A 17869-nucleotide genomic window follows, 5' to 3' on the forward strand; every position below is an offset into this window, starting at 1 on the left:
TATCTGATTATTGCGTAAGAAAATATTTTTGATTTTAAAGAATGTTCAAGATAGATTTACCTGCAGATTATTTTTAAGTGCTTTATCATTAAGTGAGGATTAGTTTTCCTTTCTAAAACCAATCGATGGGATTTGTAATAGATAAAAAAAGGCCGCATAGCGGCCAGGTTTGGGGGGATAAAAGAGGTAGAATTATTTTATTTTAACCAAGTCGTAATCACCCAATGCGGGCACTGTCAGGTGAATTTTTGATTCCAGTCGGTCGATGGATTGCAGGGAAGCACATAGCTGCTCCGCAGTGTGTTCAATTTGCTCAGCGCGTTGTTCCAGTAGTTCTTCCGCTTCCTCGGTAACACGCTCCTCAATACTCTGACCGCCAGTGAAGGCTGCCTTGAGTGCGTGCCAGGCAATAGTTCCTGCGGCATCCTTGGCCAAGCGTTCGATGCGGGGCTCAAATTCTTTGGAAATCGTCTCGTCGATAAAGTTACCAATCTCAGTATCGCCGAGATAGTAGATTTCTCCCTCGCGATTGAGACGATCTTCGGTGCGCTGGACTAAATCTGCAGAGAACTGCTTAAGCTCCTGATTTTCTGGATGATCTGGCCCGGCCAGGGCGCTAATAGCAATAGATAAGCCATCCATAGCGATATCTACGGCCTCTAAAGTGACTAGCAAGGTATCACGGCCGGCTGCATGCAGTTTTTGACGATATTCCTGTAACAGCTCTTGTTGTTGATCATCCAGGGTGATCATGTCTCCATTTACTATTAGCTGTGCAGGTGAGTGAAAAGACACCAATTGCTGCTTATCGCTATCCTCGTGTATTTCGAAAAAATCGGACCCCACTTTTACGGTGTAATCCAGGGTGGACTCACAGTTGTCAGTATCGATATGAATGGACTCAAGTGCCATAACTTGGCTGGCTCCACCCAGGCTGATCAGGGCTGATATCGCAAGTGGCTTCCACATATTTATATCTCTGTATTGTACCTTTCCCATTGAGACGAGGTAGGGGCTGTGAATAGATGCAGAGAATAGGAAAAAAATTGCAGGTTATTTTTTATACAGATCGGGACTTCTCTAAGTGCTACCCTAGGCCGCGGTCCAATGCGGTGATGGTGCTGCAGGGTATTGGCTCTAAATAATTAAGAATTGGGGGATGGCAAATGTCATTCAGCAGGCAGTTGATGGCTCTGTGCTTAGTGTTGTTAAGCACAGTGGCTCGGTCTGGGGATATCGCCGAGTACACGGCGGATATGCGCAAGTACAGTGGTTATCACGATTTCTATTGGGATGAAAACAGCGCTCGGGTGCTGTTGCAGATTAATGAGTTTGAGCGTGAACTGCTGCTTCTCACTGGTCTGGCCCAGGGGCTTGGATCCAACCCTGTGGGTCTGGACCGCAACCAGATAGGCGAGAGCCGTTTGGTTAAGTTCCAACGTGTGGGTAACAGGGTGCTAATGCACCAAGTGAACGCCAACTATCGCGCTGAATCAGAAAACCTGGCAGAACGCCGCGCGGTGGAGGAGGCTTTTGCCTCTTCTGTGCTCTGGGGTTTTGAAACCTTGGCACAGGAGGATGGCGTTGCCCTGGTGGACTTTACCCCTTTCCTGCTCAGCGATCAGCACGGTATTAGTGCTCGCTTGAAACAGGCGGAGCAAGGCAATTACTCTGTGGATAAGTCCAAGTCTGCAATCTACTTGCCCCGCACCAAAAATTTCCCCAAGAACAGTGAGTTTGAGGCTCAACTGACTTTTTCTGGTAGCAAGCCTGGTAAGTATTTGCGTGAAGTGGTGCCAACTCCCACTCTGGTTTCGCTGCGTCAGCATATCTCTCTAATAGAGCTTCCTGATAAACAGTACCAGCCGCGGGTATTTCACAGCCGCAGCGGTTATTTCCCCTTCACTTTCCGTGATTACGCTACGGCAATTGACCAGCCACTGGATCAGCGCCTTATCTACCGGCACCGCCTGGAGAAAAAACCGGGTAGTGATGAAGTGGTTGAGCCTATTGTTTATTACGTGGACTCCGGTGTGCCGGAGCCTGTACGCAGCGCGTTGGTAGAGGGAGCCAGTTGGTGGAACCAGGCTTTTACTGCTGCTGGTTATAAGGACGCCTTCCGCGTGGAAATCTTGCCGGAAGGTGTAGATCCGCTGGATGTGCGTTACAACGTAATCAATTGGGTACACCGCTCCACCCGCGGTTGGTCCTATGGGTATTCTGTTTTTGACCCCCGTACCGGCGAGATTCTCAAGGGTAATGTAACTCTGGGCTCCCTGCGTGTACGCCAGGACTTTCTAATCGCCCAGGGGCTTTTGCAGCCCTATTCCGATATATCTGCTAATACTCAGGCCTTGCAGGCGATGGCGTTAGCTCGAATTCGTCAACTGTCTGCTCACGAAGTGGGGCATACCCTGGGTCTTGCGCATAATTTTGCCGCGAGTGCCGTAGAGCGCGCTTCCGTGATGGATTATCCGGCGCCGCTGATTGCCCTGTTGGACACCGAGCTGGATTTCTCCGAGGCATATGCCACTGGTATTGGCGATTGGGATAAGTTAGCAATTCGCTATGGCTACGGAAACAGCGGGGAGGAACAGTCCTATCTGGATAGCATCATCGAAGAAGCGGAGAAGCAAAAGCTGCGCTTTATTTCTGACCCCGATTCCCGCGCGATAAACAATGCTCATGCAGCCTCCCATTTATGGGATAACGGCAGGGATCCCCTGGAAGAGTTCAGCCGTTTGACCGAGCTGCGCCGCCATGCTCTGGATAATTTCTCTCGCGCGGCAAATCCCAAATCCGCGCCTCGCTCTGACTTGGAGGAGACCCTGGTGCCAGTTTACTACGGGCATCGCTATCAGGCCGAAGCTGTGGGCAAGTTGATTGGTGGGCTGGATTACGATTACTTATATAACGGCGCTGAGCAGAATAGCTACACGCTAGTACCGGCTGAGCGCCAACAGCAAGCCATGGATGCGCTAGTTGAAACTCTGTCGCCAGAATTTTTGGCATTGTCAGAACAGGTTCTTCAGCTAATTCCCCCCAAATCCTATGGTTATGAACGCACCAGGGAGAGCTTCCCCTCTCACACCGGTGTTGCCTTCGACGCAGTGGCTTTGGCCGAAGCAGCAGCGGGTCACACCCTGTCGATCCTGATGGACCCACAGCGGGCGGCACGTATGGATCAGCAGAATGCACGTAGTAGTGAAATTCCCGCATTCGATAGCCTATTAGAGAGGCTTACGACGGGAGCTCTAAATAATGAACAGTATTCCGGTTTACACGCGTCAATTCACCAGCGTATCAACCATGTATACATCCAGAAGCTGATGCTGCTTGCTAGTGATCGCACTGCCGCTGAATCGATACGAGCCAAGGCACAATTACAGCTGGCCAAATTCCAATTGGCACTTGGGCAGAAAAAATTATTTGGTGAAGATTCGCAGGGATACAATGCCCATTATTATTTCCAAGCCAAACGCATTGAATCTTTCATGCGCGGTGAACTTGAAGTAAAAGCCGGGGACATTAAAGCGATGCCACCGGGTTCACCAATCTGAGTCTTGTCGCGTTTGAGATTAAGCCTGAGATCACCCGGAATAATTGCCGGGCGATCCCAGGCAAGATCAGCTGCGAATGAACTGAGATTTTTTTATCCAGTGACTGCCGCGATACTTTCTCGTAGAGGCGGAATTGCGTTTTGCCCAGAAGAAATGGCGATTAAACTGGAACTCTACTTCATAACCTTCTGCCAGGGCTGCCAATGGCATCGCTTGCCAGCTGGTCTGACGCCGTTTGCTGGTGGCTTCCAGTAGGTACTCCTGGCCATCCAATATGGCAACTACCCAGGCGTGTCCCTGGCCTTTGTGTGTCCCTAGTGCTACTCGCGCGTCCACGCCCAGCTCAATCAGCCAGTCGGCCAGTAAGATGGCATGATCTTCGCAGTCGCCGCGCTTTTGATAATAAGCCTGACGGGATGTCTGCCAGATATCGGAAAGTCCGGCATACTGTAGATGGTCGTACTGATACTCCTTTTGCATCGCCAAAGTATATAGCGGTACCCAAAGCTCGCGGGTTTGGAAAGGTTTGAAGCCCACCAGGTAACTATTGGCAAAATGGTGCTGTTTATCCAGCCCTCTTGCAGTGGCTGTGACTGCCTCTAGCCCTTGCCAGTTCCAGATGGAAACCTGTGCGCTCTCCTCAAGAGAACGCTTGGCCACTACCTGTTGGATCGTTTCTTCCGATAGTGGATAGCTGGTACCCACTACTCTTACCACCCCATTTTGGCGATCTATGGTGTCAGCGTTAGTAGAACCATAGGCCCTACTTGCTGAATTGAGGGGCTGCTTTGACGAAGGTTTTAATTCAGGCTTTTGAATTGTATTGCGTAGAATTTCTGGCAGCGTTAACAGCACAGAGAAAATAAGCAAGGGGACAATCCATTTATACACGTTTTTACCCTTTCAATCCGAAAGAAATAATGATGGCAACAAAAATCAAAATTGTGGACGCAAAGATAGAAACTGCGATATTGCCATTTTTCAATTCACCTTCGATGTCTACTGTACGTAGCAGTTTTTTGTCGATTGTTATTAAGGCGATTATTCCAATAAAAAGAGCCAAAACTGTGTAGATTAGGTTGATGCCGAGATTAAATAGTGTTGCGGTTATAAATTCTAATTGCATATTTTTTATTTCGATAAATCAGATTTAAATTTTACCGATTATAACATCTTTTACTTAATTTCTCTGTCTTGTTGTATGTGAGTAAATACAATATCTTGTTTTTTTCATTGATTGGTGTTGAAAATGCGTTTTGTTTCAGTTGCGGGCCTGGCGGCTTCCCTTTTTATGTTGTCCGCTTGTGGTGAGCGGGTAGAAGTGCCGCCTGCACATGTTGGCAAGGTGTTAACGGAGAGTGGCTACAAGCCCGAAGTGGTACCGCCTTCCAAGTTTCGCTTGGATATGTGTATGTTTTATTGTGACAAGTTGGTCACAATGACAATTGCAGACTTTGGTCATTTGGAAAAATTTAAAGTCTTTATGCCCAAAGATCAGCTTAATATGAGCTTTGATGTACGTATGACCGGTGCCATCAGTAGAGAGGCTATCGATAGTGTTTTCGATCGTATTCCGCCTGACAATGACAATATTTCGGTAAATCGCGTTTATGGTACTTATGCACAGCCGGTAATTAGAGATGTGGTACGCCGTGTTGTAGCCAAGTACTCCATCAATGAGATTGCTTCAAGCCGAGAGTCTCTGAGCCACGAGCTGTTTAATGAGGTATCCAAAGCCCTAAAAGGCACACCCATAGAGATTAAGCGTTTGGGACTGGCGGATATACAATTTCCTAAGGTCATCACTCAGGCTAAAGAGCGTGCGGCCGAGCGCCGTGAACTCATAGAGCAGGAAAAAGCTCAATTTCAGATTCAGAAGATACAGATGGAGCGCGATTTGGAGAGGGAAAAAATGAATCGTGCCATTGCCCGTGAAAAAGCGATTGGACAGAAAGAGGTCAATGATCTGCTTGCCAAATCGGTGACGGATAAATATCTGGCTTATAGAACCTTGGAAGTCCTAGATAAAATGGCTGAGTCAAACAACAAGGTATTTTTGCCTGTAGAGGCATTGGGGACCATCGGCATGCAACACGCGGTCCTTAATGATCAAGTAAAGCAGGTGGCTGGTAAATAGTGTTTGTAGATAAAGGCTAGAAGCAACTTCTGGCCTTTTATAACCTGGCGAGCAGATTTTTGTTGGGGAAATTGGATACTTATAAAATATTAAACATTATGTAAGTATTTAGAGCTTCTATTTCTGGAAAGCTATAGCTCAGAGCACACTTGGCTGTTCCTGCAATAACAGGCCATATTATTTCAGCTGCTGACTGCTAATTCTAATCAGAGGTTGAATCCTTCCCAAAGGAGGAGCAATAAGCTCCCCCATCTGAGAAGGTTTGATCAGAATTACATGGAGCCGGTGCAACCATTGGCCGCCAGGTAATCAAATGCGGCTTTGGCCTGAACCAAGCCATAACCATAGGCATTGTCACGGCCAGCATCACCCAGGTCCTCTGCGGTAACATGCAGGGCTGTGCGAATTTCGCTATTGCTACAGTTCGGGTAGTGGCTCCAAACCAGAGCAGCTACACCAGCAACATGTGGGGTCGCCATGGAGGTGCCATTAAAGTAAGCGTAATCCTGTGCTTCGGTCTCTATCGTGGCACTGGCACCCAGCTGGGTTAATAAAGCGCTGCCATCCGCATCGGAAATACCCACGGAAGGAATATGAGTCTCCACGCCACCATGGGTACCGTAAAGCATTCCGGGTACGTTGTTGTAGATGATCGCTCCAACACCACCACCGGCTTCGCAGTTCAGAACTTTATCAGCAAAGCTGATATTGCCACGTTGAATTAGACAGATTTTACCTGCTGCACTTACGCAGGCAGATTCAGCGGTACCACAATCTTCCAAGGCTCCGGTAATCGTCCCAATGGGAGTACCAGTCATAGCTGCGGCTTCGACTTCAGCCCCTGCTACTTCCAGGGTGGCTGCCTGGCCGCTGCCAGTGGGGATGGAGGACAATACCTGCACGCCAGGCCCAGCGAGTTCAACCTGATTGGTTTGCTGGGAGAAACCTGCGATGTTTTTGTTGCTGTCGATCGCTGCTACGGAGACAACGGAGTTGTAAGAGGCAGGGTAGTTATGACGGGTATTGCCATCATTACCAGCGGCGGCAATTGAGAGAATGCCGCGTTTATTGAGATTATCGAAACCGCGTCTCTCAAAGAAGCTGGCTCTGTCACCACCGAGGCTCATATTAATTACATTTGCACCATTCGCTGCACAATCTTCTGCAGCGGCAATCAGGGATGAAGAGTAAGCCCAGCCATCAGCACCAAATACTTTGACGATGTGCAGATTGATATTGCTGTTAGGCATTACCCCCACAACGCCAGCGTTATTATTCATGGCGGCAATAGTGCCGGCTACATGGGTACCATGGCCATTTTGATCTTCATACCAGTTGCCAGTACCCTCTGGATCGTTGCTACCAGTAACGGCATTGCCTGACAGGTCTTCGTGGGCCAGGTCGTAACCGGAATCAATGATACATACGGTACGGTTGCCAGCTTGTAAATCGCTGAGTTGGTCTGCCTGTACCATAGGGATACCGTAAGGTACTTCCTGAGACAGTGGATAACGTTTCAGATCCTCTTCAATAAAGGCGACATTGGGGTTCCTGCGTAGTGCCATTAATGCTTTTGCCGGCAGGTGTGCAGCCATAGCGTTATGGTTGCGAACGTCAAGCGCTTTACGGCCGCCGTTTTGCTGAACCAGAGACCTGACGGACTCCCCCTTGCCTTCTTTGAATGTAACGATATAGCGCTTGTCTTCGGCAGTGGCAGATGTCGCTAGGCTTAATGCCAGGGCGCCGCTGGCAAATATCGAAAGGGCCTTTTTCATGAGTTACTCCTTAACAGATATTATTTTATTTTTGGGGAAAGGAAATCCTTACGGGAAGCAAATCCCGCCTTTCCCCGTCATGAAAAATAACAACCTTTTAGTTTTTGAGGAATCAAAAACGTGCTTTTTATTTAAAAAAATATATTTTTAATAGCTGGTTAAAAATTGGCGGTTTTTTCATTGAAAGGTTTTCATTTGAAAACGTTTCTTTACGGCGGGTATAAAAATAAAAAATAATACTTAAGTATTTAAATTTAGTTTTAAAGGTGTGTGAATTAGAAGCCAGGCACACTTTTGTGTGCCTGGTCAGTATTAGGGGGCTAGTTCAGGGTTGTTTTTTCTATCGGATTGCCATTGGTATCGAGTTCAATAATCTGACCAATGTTAAGTTCAAGAATACCGTTTTCTATTTTGCTTTTATCACCAACAATCACCCAGATAAACTGATCTGGCTTGATAGTGTCCTGGGCCAATTTGTGTATTGCCTGAAGGTTTACATTGCGGATTTTTTCTGCATAGCTATCCATATAATCCAGAGGGCGGTCATAAGTGATTATGCTCGAAACTGCACTGGAAACAGCTTTAATGGTTTCAAAGCTACCTGGTAACTCATTGACACTTTTATTTTTTACTTTTTGCAACTCCTCTTCCTGAGCTGGTTTTTTGCTGATATAACTGCGCAACTCAGTCTGCAGTTCTAGCAGGGATTCTCTGGTTTTATCTGTTTGTACCGGTGCATAGATCATTAATGGCTGCTGGCCTTTCGCTCCCGTTAAAAAGGAATAAGCCCCATAAGCCCAATGCTTATCTTCGCGCAGGTTCATATTTAGGCGAGCGGTGAATGTGCCGCCAAAAATATCATTCATCATATGCATCGCATCGCGCTCAGCAATCTTTTCGGAGGGCGCCAGCAAGCCGCCAATAATAATACTTTGTTCTGCGTCAGGCTTGTTAATTAGATAGACACTGGCTTTTTGAGGATGTGCTACTCGTGTAAGGTTTTTCTGGGGCAGGGGACTTTCTGGTGCGCTCCAATCGGCAAAATGCTGTTCCAATTTCTGTGTTAATACCTCGAGGGTGATATCACCAACAGCAACTAGGGTGGCATTGTCTGGACGCAGCCAAGTTTTATGGTAGTCCACCAAGTCATCACGATTTAATGACTCTATAGAAGTCTCTGTACCGGAACCGGTAAATGGTACGCCGTAGGCATGGCCCTCTCCATAAAGTAATGGCGGTAAGCTGCGTAACGCCATTTGTACTGGACGAGTTTTTTCTTGTTGAATAGCAGCGATCCAGCGCGACCGTTTACGTTCAATTTCCTCTTCTGAGAAAGCCGGGTGCATAACAATGTCGGCGAATAGCGCTAGGGAGTCATCTAAGTTGGTTTTCAAGGCATTGAGGCGCACGGTAGAAGTGTCGATGTCGGCTCCTGCGCCAATATGAGCACCCAGTATTTCCTCTCTCGCACTGATCTGCAGTGCATCCAGTTTGCTGGTGCCCTCTTTCAGCATGGACATCGCATAGCTGGATGTGCCCAATTTGTTGCCTTGATCTGCGGCATATCCGGCATCAAACTGCAGGCGTAGATCCACGACAGGTACAGAGTTTCGTTCAGCCAGGACTACTTTAAGTCCGTTAGAAAGCTCGGCTGTTTGTAGCTTGGGGAAGGGTACACTGGGGAAATTGCCCGTCTCAGGTAGTTTGCTGCGGTCAGCCCCGCTTTTGGTTGCTTTGTATTCGGGGAAGGGCAGAACCTCAAGATTGTAATCACCACTGGACAACCATTTCTGTGCAGCTTCACGAACCTTTTGTGGGGTGATTTTTTGTTTCTCACTCAGTGCATCCAGATAGGCATTGGGGCTGTTTTTATAGAGCTCGCCACGGGCAAGGAGTACCCCTTTACCGCTCCAGCCTCCGACTTGCTCGAGGCTGCGCACCATTGAGGCGTATTCGCTCATATTTACCCTGGCCAGCTCCTCCTCGGTTGGCCCTTCGGCAAGGAATTTCTCCAGCTCTTCCTCAATGGCGGCTTCCACCTTAGCAGGCGCTACACCGGGCTTGACGTCTGTGGTAATAGGGAAGATGGAGGAGAGTTCGAATTCATGCAGGCCCACGCTGATATTGGTGGCGATTTGGTCCTTGTAAACCAGACGCTTATACAGGCGTGAATTCTTGCCGTCACCGAGCACTGCTGCGGCCAGAGCAATAGCATTGGCGTCTTCGTGGGTGAGGTTGGGGGTATTCCAGACTTTATACAGGCGGGGCTGGGCTACGCGGTCGAACATTTGCTCGCGGCTGGATTGATCCCGTTTTGCAATCCAGGCCTTTTTCTTTATTAGGGGAGGGCCGGCGGGGATATCGCCAAAGTAGTGGCTCACTTTAGCCTTGGCCGTTTCCACGTCGATATCGCCAGCTAGGACCAATACGGTATTAGCTGCACCATAGTATTGTTTGAACCATTCATGCACATCCTCAAGGGTTGCGGCATTGAGGTCTTCCATCGAGCCGATGGTGGTCCAGGAATAGGGATGATTGGCGGGAAAGATCGCTTTTTGCATACGCTCCCAAACTTTGCCGTAGGGTTGGTTTTGCCCTTGGCGCTTTTCATTCTGTACCACCCCGCGTTGCTCATCGAGCTTTTCCTGGGTAATCACTCCCAGTAAGTGGCCCATTCGATCGGATTCCATCCAAAGGGCCATGTCCAGTGCGTTGGTCGGTACAGTTTCAAAGTAATTGGTACGGTCTAGCCAGGTAGTGCCGTTCATTCCTGTGGCACCGGCCTGCTCAAAAGGTTTGAAATACTCGTCGTTGTAATTTTCTGAGCCGCTGAACATCAAGTGCTCAAATAAATGGGCAAAACCTGTGCGTCCAGGTTTTTCATCCTTGGAACCAACGTGATACCAGACTCCCACGGAAACAATGGGAGCTTTGCGATCTTCATGAACGATAACGCGCAGGCCATTCGGCAGGGTAAATTTCTCGAAATTGATGGAAAGCGGAGCTGTGGCACTTGCTGTGGAGGTTAATGCTGAACTGAGAGAGTTTTGTTCGTGATTATTATTTTCTGGTGCTTTTCCGCAGGCAGATATAGCCAGAATCAGTGTCAGGGGTACACTGTACTTTCGTACAATTTTCATAGTATTTCCTTGTCGAATAATCCTAATAATCGGTATTGGGGGCGCTTTTGAGTAGCAGGCAATTAACGCTGAGTCTCTTATGAGTTTCTTATTATAAAATTTTTTCTGAAAACAGATTGGCTAATAGTTTGCTGCTTTCTCCATAAATACGACACTAGTTCATGGAGCAGTTACCTGTGCAATACGATCTAAAGAGTTAGTGGGTCTGCTGTAGACCTATATTGATGCACGATGAATTGAGCTTTATTACTGAGTTCTTATAGCGGGCGAGGGAGCACCTGGCAAATACGCTGCTTTACGCGTAGGTGGCTCCCATTAAAAAGCCTAATGACTTAGTAGGCTTGGCGAATGATATCGATTCCTGGTGTGATGGCACGGTTCCATGCCGCTTCGATCTCAGGGGAGAACGCCTTGTCATGTTGGCGTAGGGTGGCTATCAGGGCATCAAGCCACAGGCGGTACCATTCTGGGCGAATATTATAGCCAGTGCGGTCGTGGCTTTTACCTAGGGCGCGCAGTTTGGTATCAGACATACCACGGGAGTAAAGCACTAATTGCATAATGCCGTTACGCAACAAATGCCGCTGGGCCTTCATATCTGTATTGGCAAACAGGTTACGAATGTCCGCGGAGCTGCCCATAAAGCGATCGTAAAAGTCCTTAAAGAATTCCTCATTGTTGCAGCAGCGTCCGTAACTTTGAAAGACTATATCGCTGTCGGATTGTTCCATAGGTAAGAAATCTCCATATGTGCCCCGCCGCTACCGTGGTATACGCCGGGACTTGTGTAGTAGTGCTTATTCGATGGGGTCGGCGATTCTAGCGGTGTGGCTTTTCAGCGAAAAGAACTTTTGCATCAATGGGTTACAGAGCAGAGAGGCAAGAGAACGCGAGTCGTAAGGGTGAGGCTGAATCTCTCAAGCCATAGATTCTAGTTGAGTCTTTCGTGCAGCTTCTCTGCCAAATACCTAGCTCGCGTATGGAGTTAGGAGTTTATATGAGCGCGGCTATAAGTTTGGCATTAGGTGCCTACAGGTGCTTCTGCCAAACAGGCTTAGAGTGAATTTCGATCTTTTCTGGCTCTGACATTAAAACTGCCATGTTTTTCCTTGTTTAACTGTCGGCAGTGGTGCGGCGCAGTTGATATACTCCGCGCCCACATTTTCAGTTAATCGAAGTAGAAGAGGATTGGCGAATGGCGGTCAAATTGATGACAGATCTGGAGCTTGCGGGTAAGCGCCTACTAATTCGCGAGGACCTGAATGTACCGGTGAAAGCTGGTCGGGTAACTTCTGACGCCCGTATTCGCGCGGCGCTTCCCACTATCCAGGCCGCCATTGATGCTGGTGCCAAAGTACTGCTGATGTCCCACCTGGGCCGTCCTACAGAGGGGGAGTATTCGGATGAATTCTCCCTGGCTCCGGTAGCTGCGCATTTAAGTGAACTACTCGGTCGCGAAGTGGCCCTGATCAAAGAGTGGCGCGATGGCGTCGAGCTGGCTGAGGGCGATGTGGCGTTGCTGGAGAACGTGCGTTTCAATGCCGGCGAGAAAAAAGACAGCGAAGAGCTGGCTAAAGCTTACGCGTCACTCTGCGATATTTTTGTAATGGATGCCTTTGGCACTGCGCACCGCGCTCAGGCTTCCACACACGGTGTGGCCAAGTTTGCTCCAGTCGCTTGCGCCGGTCCATTACTGGCAGCCGAACTCGATGCTCTGGAGAAGGCACTGGCCGAGCCAGCCCGCCCATTGGTAGCGATAGTGGGTGGTTCTAAAGTGTCTACCAAGCTCACCGTATTGGAGAGTCTGGCGGATAAAGTAGACCAGCTGATTGTGGGTGGTGGTATCGCCAATACTTTCCTTGCCGCTAGCGGCAAGCCGGTGGGCAAGTCTCTCTGTGAGCACGACTTGGTGGATACCGCTAAGAGTTTGATGCAGAAGTGCGATATTCCTGTGCCCGTTGATGTTGTGACCGGTAAGGAATTCAGCGAAGCAGCTGTAGCGGAAACCAAGGCCGCCGATGCCGTGGCTGAAGACGATATGATTTTTGATATTGGTCCACAATCTTCTGCAATGCTGGCGGAGATTCTTAAGGGCGCGAAAACCATTATCTGGAATGGTCCTGTTGGCGTATTCGAATTCGATCAGTTTGGCGCTGGCACTGAACATCTGTCTAAGGCCATTGCCGATAGTGATGCCTTTTCTATTGCCGGCGGCGGCGACACCCTTGCGGCTGTGGATAAATATGGTATTGCCGATAAGGTATCTTATATTTCCACGGGCGGTGGTGCCTTCTTGGAATATGTTGAAGGCAAGAAGCTGCCCGCGGTAGCCATCCTGGAGTCCCGCGACGAAGACTGAGTACCCAATAATGCCCTCCTCTTAAATGTGGAAGGCAATAAAAGCAAAAAATTACAAATACGACGAGTAGACGAGAAAGGAATTTAATATGGCTCTTATCAGCCTACGCCAATTGCTGGACCACGCTGCCGAGCATGGTTACGGCGTACCGGCCTTCAACGTAAACAATTTGGAACAGATGCGCGCGATTATGGAGGCGGCCAAGGAAACCGACTCCCCAGTAATCGTGCAGGCCTCCGCCGGTGCGCGTAAATACGCCGGTGCGCCCTTCCTGCGTCATCTGATCCTGGCCGCCATTGAGGAATTCCCTGAAATTCCAGTGGTAATGCACCAGGACCACGGCACCAGTCCGGCAGTGTGCCAGCGTTCTATCCAACTGGGTTTCAGCTCTGTGATGATGGACGGCTCCCTGCGTGAGGACGGCAAAACCCCGGCTTCCTACGAATACAACGTTGATGTTACTCAGCGTGCAGTAGATATGGCGCACGCCTGTGGTGTTTCTGTTGAGGGTGAACTGGGTTGCCTGGGTTCCCTGGAAACCGGTATGGCCGGTGAAGAGGACGGTGTTGGTGCTGAGGGCAAGCTATCCCATGATCAGCTGCTGACCGACCCGGAAGAGGCTGCGGACTTTGTACAAAAAACTAAGGTGGATGCCCTGGCAATCGCCTGTGGTACCAGCCACGGTGCCTATAAATTTACCCGCCCACCTACTGGTGACATCCTTGCTATTGATCGTATCAAGGAAATCCACGCGCGTATCCCAGGCACCCACTTGGTGATGCACGGTTCTTCCTCTGTGCCTCAGGAGTGGCTGGCGGTAATCAATGAGTTCGGTGGTGAAATCCCCGAAACTTACGGCGTGCCGGTGGAGCAGATTTGCGAAGGTATCAAGCACGGTGTGCGTAAGGTCAATATTGATACTGACCTGCGTCTCGCCTCCACCGGCGCCACCCGTCGTTTCCTGGCCGAGAACCCGTCAGAATTTGATCCACGCAAATTTTACAAGGCTGCTATGCAAGCTATGAAGGAAATTTGTGTTGCGCGTTACGAAGCCTTCGGTACTGCCGGTCAGGCCAGCAAGATTCGTCCGCTCAGCCTCGATGCCATGAGTGAGCGTTATGCCGCTGGCGATTTGGAACCGCAAATCAAGTAAGCACTTACTTATTTTGCAGTGAAGAAAGGCGGATATTGTGTCCGCCTTTTTCATATTTAAGTCACTATTCACTCAGCCTGTCTCTTCCCACCCAGTGAAAATGCAGTACCATTGGTTCAATGGAAACCTTGCAAGACATCAACACCTACGAAAGTAGCCCGGTAATTCAGCGTCCGGACTACTCGGCTTTGCGGCAAAAGCTGCCGCAGCTGGACTTTGCCAATGATACGGCACCGCTGCTGACTGAGATGCAAGATTACCGAAATTTTTACGACTTACATTTTCCTCTCTCCTATAAAACCGGTGTCGGCACTTTTACTGCGGCGGGCTTTGAGCTGGTGTCCCAATATTGGCTGGTTGAAAAACCACGCGGTACCTTGTTTATCTGTCATGGTTATTTCGATCACACAGGTATTTATGGACCAGCGATTCGTTTTGGCCTCGAGCGCAATCTCAATGTGGTGATTTTCGATTTTCCTGGTCACGGCCTCTCCAGCGGCGAGCGGGTGGCTATTCAGACTTTCCTGCAATATCGCCAGGTATTTGATCGTCTTTTATCGGTTGCCGAAGGGAAACTACCCAAGCCTTGGCACGCCCTGGGGCAAAGTACTGGTGGTGCTGCCTTATTAGCGCACTTGCAATACAGTCGTAAACAGCCACTAGATAAGGTTTTTCTGTTGGCTCCTCTGGTGCGCCCGGCCAATTGGCTTCTGGTGAAATGGAAGTACTATCTTGGACGCTTGTTTATTAGTGAACCCAGTCGAGAGTTCACGATTAATACCCACGATGCCGAATTCTCCCGGCGCCAGGCCCTGCGCGACCCCCTGCAATCCAGGGTAATTTCCATGTGTTGGCTCGGCGCCATGGTGGATTGGATCAAGACTTTCCCCAAAAGCGCACGCAATCCACGCAAGATCTTGGTGGTACAGGGCACCGGTGATGGCACGGTGGATTGGCGCTATGATATGCGCGCAATTCGCGATCGTTTTCCGCATTGCCACCGAGTATTAATTCGCGGTGCCCGCCACCAAATGATCAATGAAACCCAGCCCTATAGGCATCAGATACTGGCTGCTATGGATGACTGGTTAAATAGATAGGCTAAAAAGCCTCTCATTCCCCAATTTTATCTATGCTAATTTTCCACTGATTTTCTCATATTATTACATTGAGAGGCTTTATTGGGCTCGGTAATTCTATTGATTGAGCCTTTCATCACATGTCTCATGTTTTTCAAAGAGAGAGGGAGATTCTTACCAAAGGATTTCTCCGATAATTAGGGAGGTGAACAAGGGTAAGAAAATGATTGAGGGGGGAAGAGTCGAGAGAGGCGAATTTCTTTCTCAAGTAATATGTACTTTATTTCAGCTCCTAAGGAAAAATCATAAGTATTTACAATCCTGTGCCGTGTCAGCAGTCTACTGACACTATTCCATGGCTGAAAAATTATGATGGATTGTTGTTGGGAGCTTGTGGCTTAAACAGAAAGGCCCGTTGTAGGTGTATTTTAATTCTGAAAAAATTGAATGGGTTGTCAATTTTTAAAAAGTAATTTTTTGGAGTTACACTGAAAATTTTGTAAACCCTAAAATATCTGAAGTGAAATATAAGGTTGAAGAGATTTCCTTTTTTTGAGAAAAAACAACTATGTTAGTGGTAGTTAAAGTGCTTGTTGATGGTGGTTGTATGAAGGTTCTGCCTGCTTGACCTGGATCGATATTTTTGGTCCAGGTCAAGCATGTTGAAATCAAGGTATGAAAAGTTTGAGGTGGAATTATATTTTCTATCTTGCGTTCTTATTGATTATTCTGCTTATTATCATGTTTCTTCTTTAGGCCACTGCCAAGCCAGCCAAATAATTACTAACTTAAGAGTGATTTCAATAAAGCCTAGATAAAAATAGAAGTACCATGATGACATGAGCATTGTGGCACCCAAGAATATAATAAATATTGTGGCAACAATTATATTAAGCCATTGGCAAATCTTCGGCTTTAGCATTAAGGTTAGTGCAACCATAATGCATGGTATTGATACTATTATCGCCACTGAAAGCAGTGAACCTTGAGTAACTGCACCGAATGGGCCGAATCCCTCTATAATTCTCTCAATTTTTCCTATCTTGAACAGTCCAAAGAAATCTCCATATATATAACAAAATAATACTGATGCCCACAAAGCAGATATTTTAATTTTCACATTTACATAAGGTTCAGATAAACTGACTGTGGTTTTTCGTGTTTCTTTTTTGTTACTCATGATGTCCTCTAGACTTTATGTACGACTGCTTCTTTACTTGAGTTGGTTTCAATTCTTGGCATACTTTATTTGAGTCATTTTGTTTTCCTAAAAAACGTTATTTGAGTCCTATACATAGAGCATTATCATGCAATAAGGATATTATTAGATGGTGCCATTAACATTGTGTTTTCAGATTAGCCCACATATTCTTCGTCTTCGCTTGCCCTATATGATTTCATGTTGCCTATAACAGCTGATATCGACTTTTCCCCTCTTGCATTTAATCTAAACTTCATCTTCTGATAGTTGATTAATATTTATTCTCTATGCCTCTTTTTGTTCGAGAGTTTATGTTTAGGCTATTAGTGTTGCTATCTGGAGATTGACGGAATGCTGAATGAGAGCGTTGAATGGCAGTATGCAGCGATAAAGTGTTGACCAATTTTTAGTCGGGGTAGATGATAGTCATACTGGAGAAGACGTGGAGTAAGAGGAACTCAGTTATTACTACCTAGATAACCTTACAGGTTGTCTTGTCATTTACTATTGAACAGGAGGGTGTAATGTTTAGTCATATCATGGTTGGTGCTAATGATGTTCAGCGGTCTAAAGCATTTTATGATGCTGTTTTAGGTGCTCTGGGGTATGAGCCAGGTGTTATTGATGAAAAAGGTCGCTGCTTTTACTTCACTAAAACCGGTGTCTTTGCTATTTCCAAGCCTATTGATGGGGAAGTAGCTTCTCATGCCAATGGCGGTACTATAGGTTTTAGTGCAAAGAGTACTGAAGAAGCTGATGCTTGGCATCAAGCAGGTCTTGCTAATGGCGGGGTTGCTTGTGAAGATCCTCCTGGAATACGTGAGGGTGTAGCTGGCAAATTGTATATTGCCTATTTGCGTGATCCTGCAGGAAATAAAATTTGTGCCTTACATCGGGTGGGGTAAAGTTTCTGACTTGATAGAATCGCCAGCCTTAAGTGTGCTGGCGATTTTTGGTGCGCTAACGAGACAGGCTAATGTGAGTAGCCATTAAATTTTATTTTTTATGTTGCCTTAATTTATTTTTTCTTCTGGATTTTTGAAAATGGTTGTTGGTTCCCCTTCAGGGCCAGAGTAGAAAAGAATGATGGTTACTGGTTCACTACCATCGTTGCGACCATAATGCCATTTATTGGTGACCTCAATAAAAGCTTTTCCCTCTCCGAGAGTTAGTGTTTCTTTTTGTCCAGGAAGAACAATAGTCAACGTGCCTTTCTCAATATACACACCGTTTAAAACAGGATGTTTGTGTACTGGCATTTGCTTTCCTGGGGGGATTTTTACGCGAACAATAGTTAGCTCTTGTTGACCCGGTTTCATTTCAGGGAGTTTATGCCCCTCCCAGTCTTTGCTTGAAGCCACTAATTTTTCGAACGTTACACCACCAATATCTGCCTCTCCCTTAGCACTTAAGGGAAGTGTTAGGCAAGCAGATACAAGAATCATAGTTTGAAGAGACTTCATAA

Annotated in this window: 14 protein-coding genes; 6 read left to right on the top strand and 8 right to left on the bottom strand. The window is 47.4% G+C overall.

The window, feature by feature from the left end:
* Positions 1-192: 192 nt before the first annotated feature.
* Positions 193-969, bottom strand: a complete 777-nt coding sequence (locus ACJJIT_RS00440) for a DUF2884 family protein (protein ID WP_444899605.1) — start codon at positions 967-969, stop codon at positions 193-195.
* Between the two features lie 197 nt (positions 970-1166).
* On the opposite strand from ACJJIT_RS00440, the gene ACJJIT_RS00445 reads away from it, so the two are divergent.
* A complete protein-coding gene (locus ACJJIT_RS00445) occupies positions 1167-3560 on the top strand; it encodes a zinc-dependent metalloprotease (protein WP_444899606.1) in 2394 nt (797 codons plus the stop codon).
* Positions 3561-3626: 66 nt separating this feature from the next.
* Here the strand turns inward: ACJJIT_RS00445 and ACJJIT_RS00450 are convergent, their stop codons facing one another.
* Together ACJJIT_RS00450 and ACJJIT_RS00455 are read right to left on the bottom strand one after the other, a co-directional pair.
* Positions 3627-4451 (bottom strand): transglutaminase domain-containing protein, encoded by an 825-nt coding sequence (locus ACJJIT_RS00450; protein WP_444889168.1) that lies wholly within the window; start codon positions 4449-4451, stop codon positions 3627-3629.
* 4 nt (positions 4452-4455) lie between these two features.
* Positions 4456-4686 (bottom strand): DUF350 domain-containing protein, encoded by a 231-nt coding sequence (locus tag ACJJIT_RS00455; protein WP_252083660.1) that lies wholly within the window; start codon positions 4684-4686, stop codon positions 4456-4458.
* Positions 4687-4809: 123 nt separating this feature from the next.
* On the opposite strand from ACJJIT_RS00455, the gene ACJJIT_RS00460 reads away from it, so the two are divergent.
* The gene (locus ACJJIT_RS00460) at positions 4810-5697 is read left to right on the top strand and encodes an SPFH domain-containing protein (protein WP_252083659.1); all 888 of its coding nucleotides are present in this window, start codon (positions 4810-4812) and stop codon (positions 5695-5697) included.
* 272 nt (positions 5698-5969) lie between these two features.
* Here the strand turns inward: ACJJIT_RS00460 and ACJJIT_RS00465 are convergent, their stop codons facing one another.
* The 3 genes from ACJJIT_RS00465 to ACJJIT_RS00475 all read right to left on the bottom strand — a co-directional run bounded on the left by ACJJIT_RS00465 (position 5970) and on the right by ACJJIT_RS00475 (position 11343).
* Complete coding sequence (locus tag ACJJIT_RS00465) at positions 5970-7472, bottom strand: S8 family serine peptidase (RefSeq protein WP_444899607.1); 1503 nt, start codon at positions 7470-7472, stop codon at positions 5970-5972.
* A gap of 320 nt (positions 7473-7792) precedes the next feature.
* Positions 7793-10612 (bottom strand): M16 family metallopeptidase, encoded by a 2820-nt coding sequence (locus tag ACJJIT_RS00470; protein ID WP_444899608.1) that lies wholly within the window; start codon positions 10610-10612, stop codon positions 7793-7795.
* A gap of 332 nt (positions 10613-10944) precedes the next feature.
* Positions 10945-11343 carry a globin domain-containing protein gene (locus ACJJIT_RS00475; RefSeq protein ID WP_444887434.1) on the bottom strand — a complete coding sequence of 133 codons (399 nt, stop codon included), beginning with the start codon at positions 11341-11343 and terminating at the stop codon, positions 10945-10947.
* A 464-nt stretch (positions 11344-11807) separates the two neighbouring features.
* Here ACJJIT_RS00475 and ACJJIT_RS00480 point away from each other — a divergent pair, with 464 nt between their 5' ends.
* From ACJJIT_RS00480 to ACJJIT_RS00490, 3 genes are all read left to right on the top strand, one after another.
* Positions 11808-12971 carry a phosphoglycerate kinase gene (locus ACJJIT_RS00480; protein WP_444899609.1) on the top strand — a complete coding sequence of 388 codons (1164 nt, stop codon included), beginning with the start codon at positions 11808-11810 and terminating at the stop codon, positions 12969-12971.
* An 88-nt stretch (positions 12972-13059) separates the two neighbouring features.
* The gene (gene fba, locus ACJJIT_RS00485) at positions 13060-14124 is read left to right on the top strand and encodes a class II fructose-bisphosphate aldolase (RefSeq protein WP_252083654.1); all 1065 of its coding nucleotides are present in this window, start codon (positions 13060-13062) and stop codon (positions 14122-14124) included.
* A 119-nt stretch (positions 14125-14243) separates the two neighbouring features.
* The gene (locus ACJJIT_RS00490; RefSeq protein WP_252083653.1) at positions 14244-15224 is read left to right on the top strand and encodes an alpha/beta hydrolase; all 981 of its coding nucleotides are present in this window, start codon (positions 14244-14246) and stop codon (positions 15222-15224) included.
* A 718-nt stretch (positions 15225-15942) separates the two neighbouring features.
* Here the strand turns inward: ACJJIT_RS00490 and ACJJIT_RS00495 are convergent.
* Positions 15943-16383: a DUF6326 family protein gene (locus tag ACJJIT_RS00495; protein WP_252083652.1), complete on the bottom strand. Its 441-nt coding sequence runs from the start codon at positions 16381-16383 to the stop codon at positions 15943-15945.
* 545 nt (positions 16384-16928) lie between these two features.
* On the opposite strand from ACJJIT_RS00495, the gene ACJJIT_RS00500 reads away from it, so the two are divergent.
* Complete coding sequence (locus ACJJIT_RS00500) at positions 16929-17309, top strand: VOC family protein (RefSeq protein WP_252083651.1); 381 nt, start codon at positions 16929-16931, stop codon at positions 17307-17309.
* 108 nt (positions 17310-17417) lie between these two features.
* Here the strand turns inward: ACJJIT_RS00500 and ACJJIT_RS00505 are convergent, their stop codons facing one another.
* Positions 17418-17867 carry a cupin domain-containing protein gene (locus ACJJIT_RS00505; protein ID WP_252083650.1) on the bottom strand — a complete coding sequence of 150 codons (450 nt, stop codon included), beginning with the start codon at positions 17865-17867 and terminating at the stop codon, positions 17418-17420.
* Positions 17868-17869 lie beyond the last annotated feature (2 nt).

Source organism: Microbulbifer mixtoriginis (SeqCode) (assembly GCF_052467515.1).

Bases quoted from the DNA above. Each gene is read 5' to 3' on its own strand.
- ACJJIT_RS00440 (WP_444899605.1), bottom strand. From the start codon at position 969: ATGTGGAAGCCACTTGCGATATCAGCCCTGATCAGCCTGGGTGGAGCC.
- ACJJIT_RS00445 (WP_444899606.1), top strand. From the start codon at position 1,167: ATGTCATTCAGCAGGCAGTTGATGGCTCTGTGCTTAGTGTTGTTAAGC.
- ACJJIT_RS00455 (WP_252083660.1), bottom strand. From the start codon at position 4,686: ATGCAATTAGAATTTATAACCGCAACACTATTTAATCTCGGCATCAAC.
- ACJJIT_RS00460 (WP_252083659.1), top strand. From the start codon at position 4,810: ATGCGTTTTGTTTCAGTTGCGGGCCTGGCGGCTTCCCTTTTTATGTTG.
- ACJJIT_RS00465 (WP_444899607.1), bottom strand. From the start codon at position 7,472: ATGAAAAAGGCCCTTTCGATATTTGCCAGCGGCGCCCTGGCATTAAGC.
- ACJJIT_RS00470 (WP_444899608.1), bottom strand. From the start codon at position 10,612: ATGAAAATTGTACGAAAGTACAGTGTACCCCTGACACTGATTCTGGCT.
- ACJJIT_RS00475 (WP_444887434.1), bottom strand. From the start codon at position 11,343: ATGGAACAATCCGACAGCGATATAGTCTTTCAAAGTTACGGACGCTGC.
- ACJJIT_RS00480 (WP_444899609.1), top strand. From the start codon at position 11,808: ATGGCGGTCAAATTGATGACAGATCTGGAGCTTGCGGGTAAGCGCCTA.
- fba (WP_252083654.1), top strand. From the start codon at position 13,060: ATGGCTCTTATCAGCCTACGCCAATTGCTGGACCACGCTGCCGAGCAT.
- ACJJIT_RS00490 (WP_252083653.1), top strand. From the start codon at position 14,244: ATGGAAACCTTGCAAGACATCAACACCTACGAAAGTAGCCCGGTAATT.
- ACJJIT_RS00495 (WP_252083652.1), bottom strand. From the start codon at position 16,383: ATGAGTAACAAAAAAGAAACACGAAAAACCACAGTCAGTTTATCTGAA.
- ACJJIT_RS00500 (WP_252083651.1), top strand. From the start codon at position 16,929: ATGTTTAGTCATATCATGGTTGGTGCTAATGATGTTCAGCGGTCTAAA.
- ACJJIT_RS00505 (WP_252083650.1), bottom strand. From the start codon at position 17,867: ATGAAGTCTCTTCAAACTATGATTCTTGTATCTGCTTGCCTAACACTT.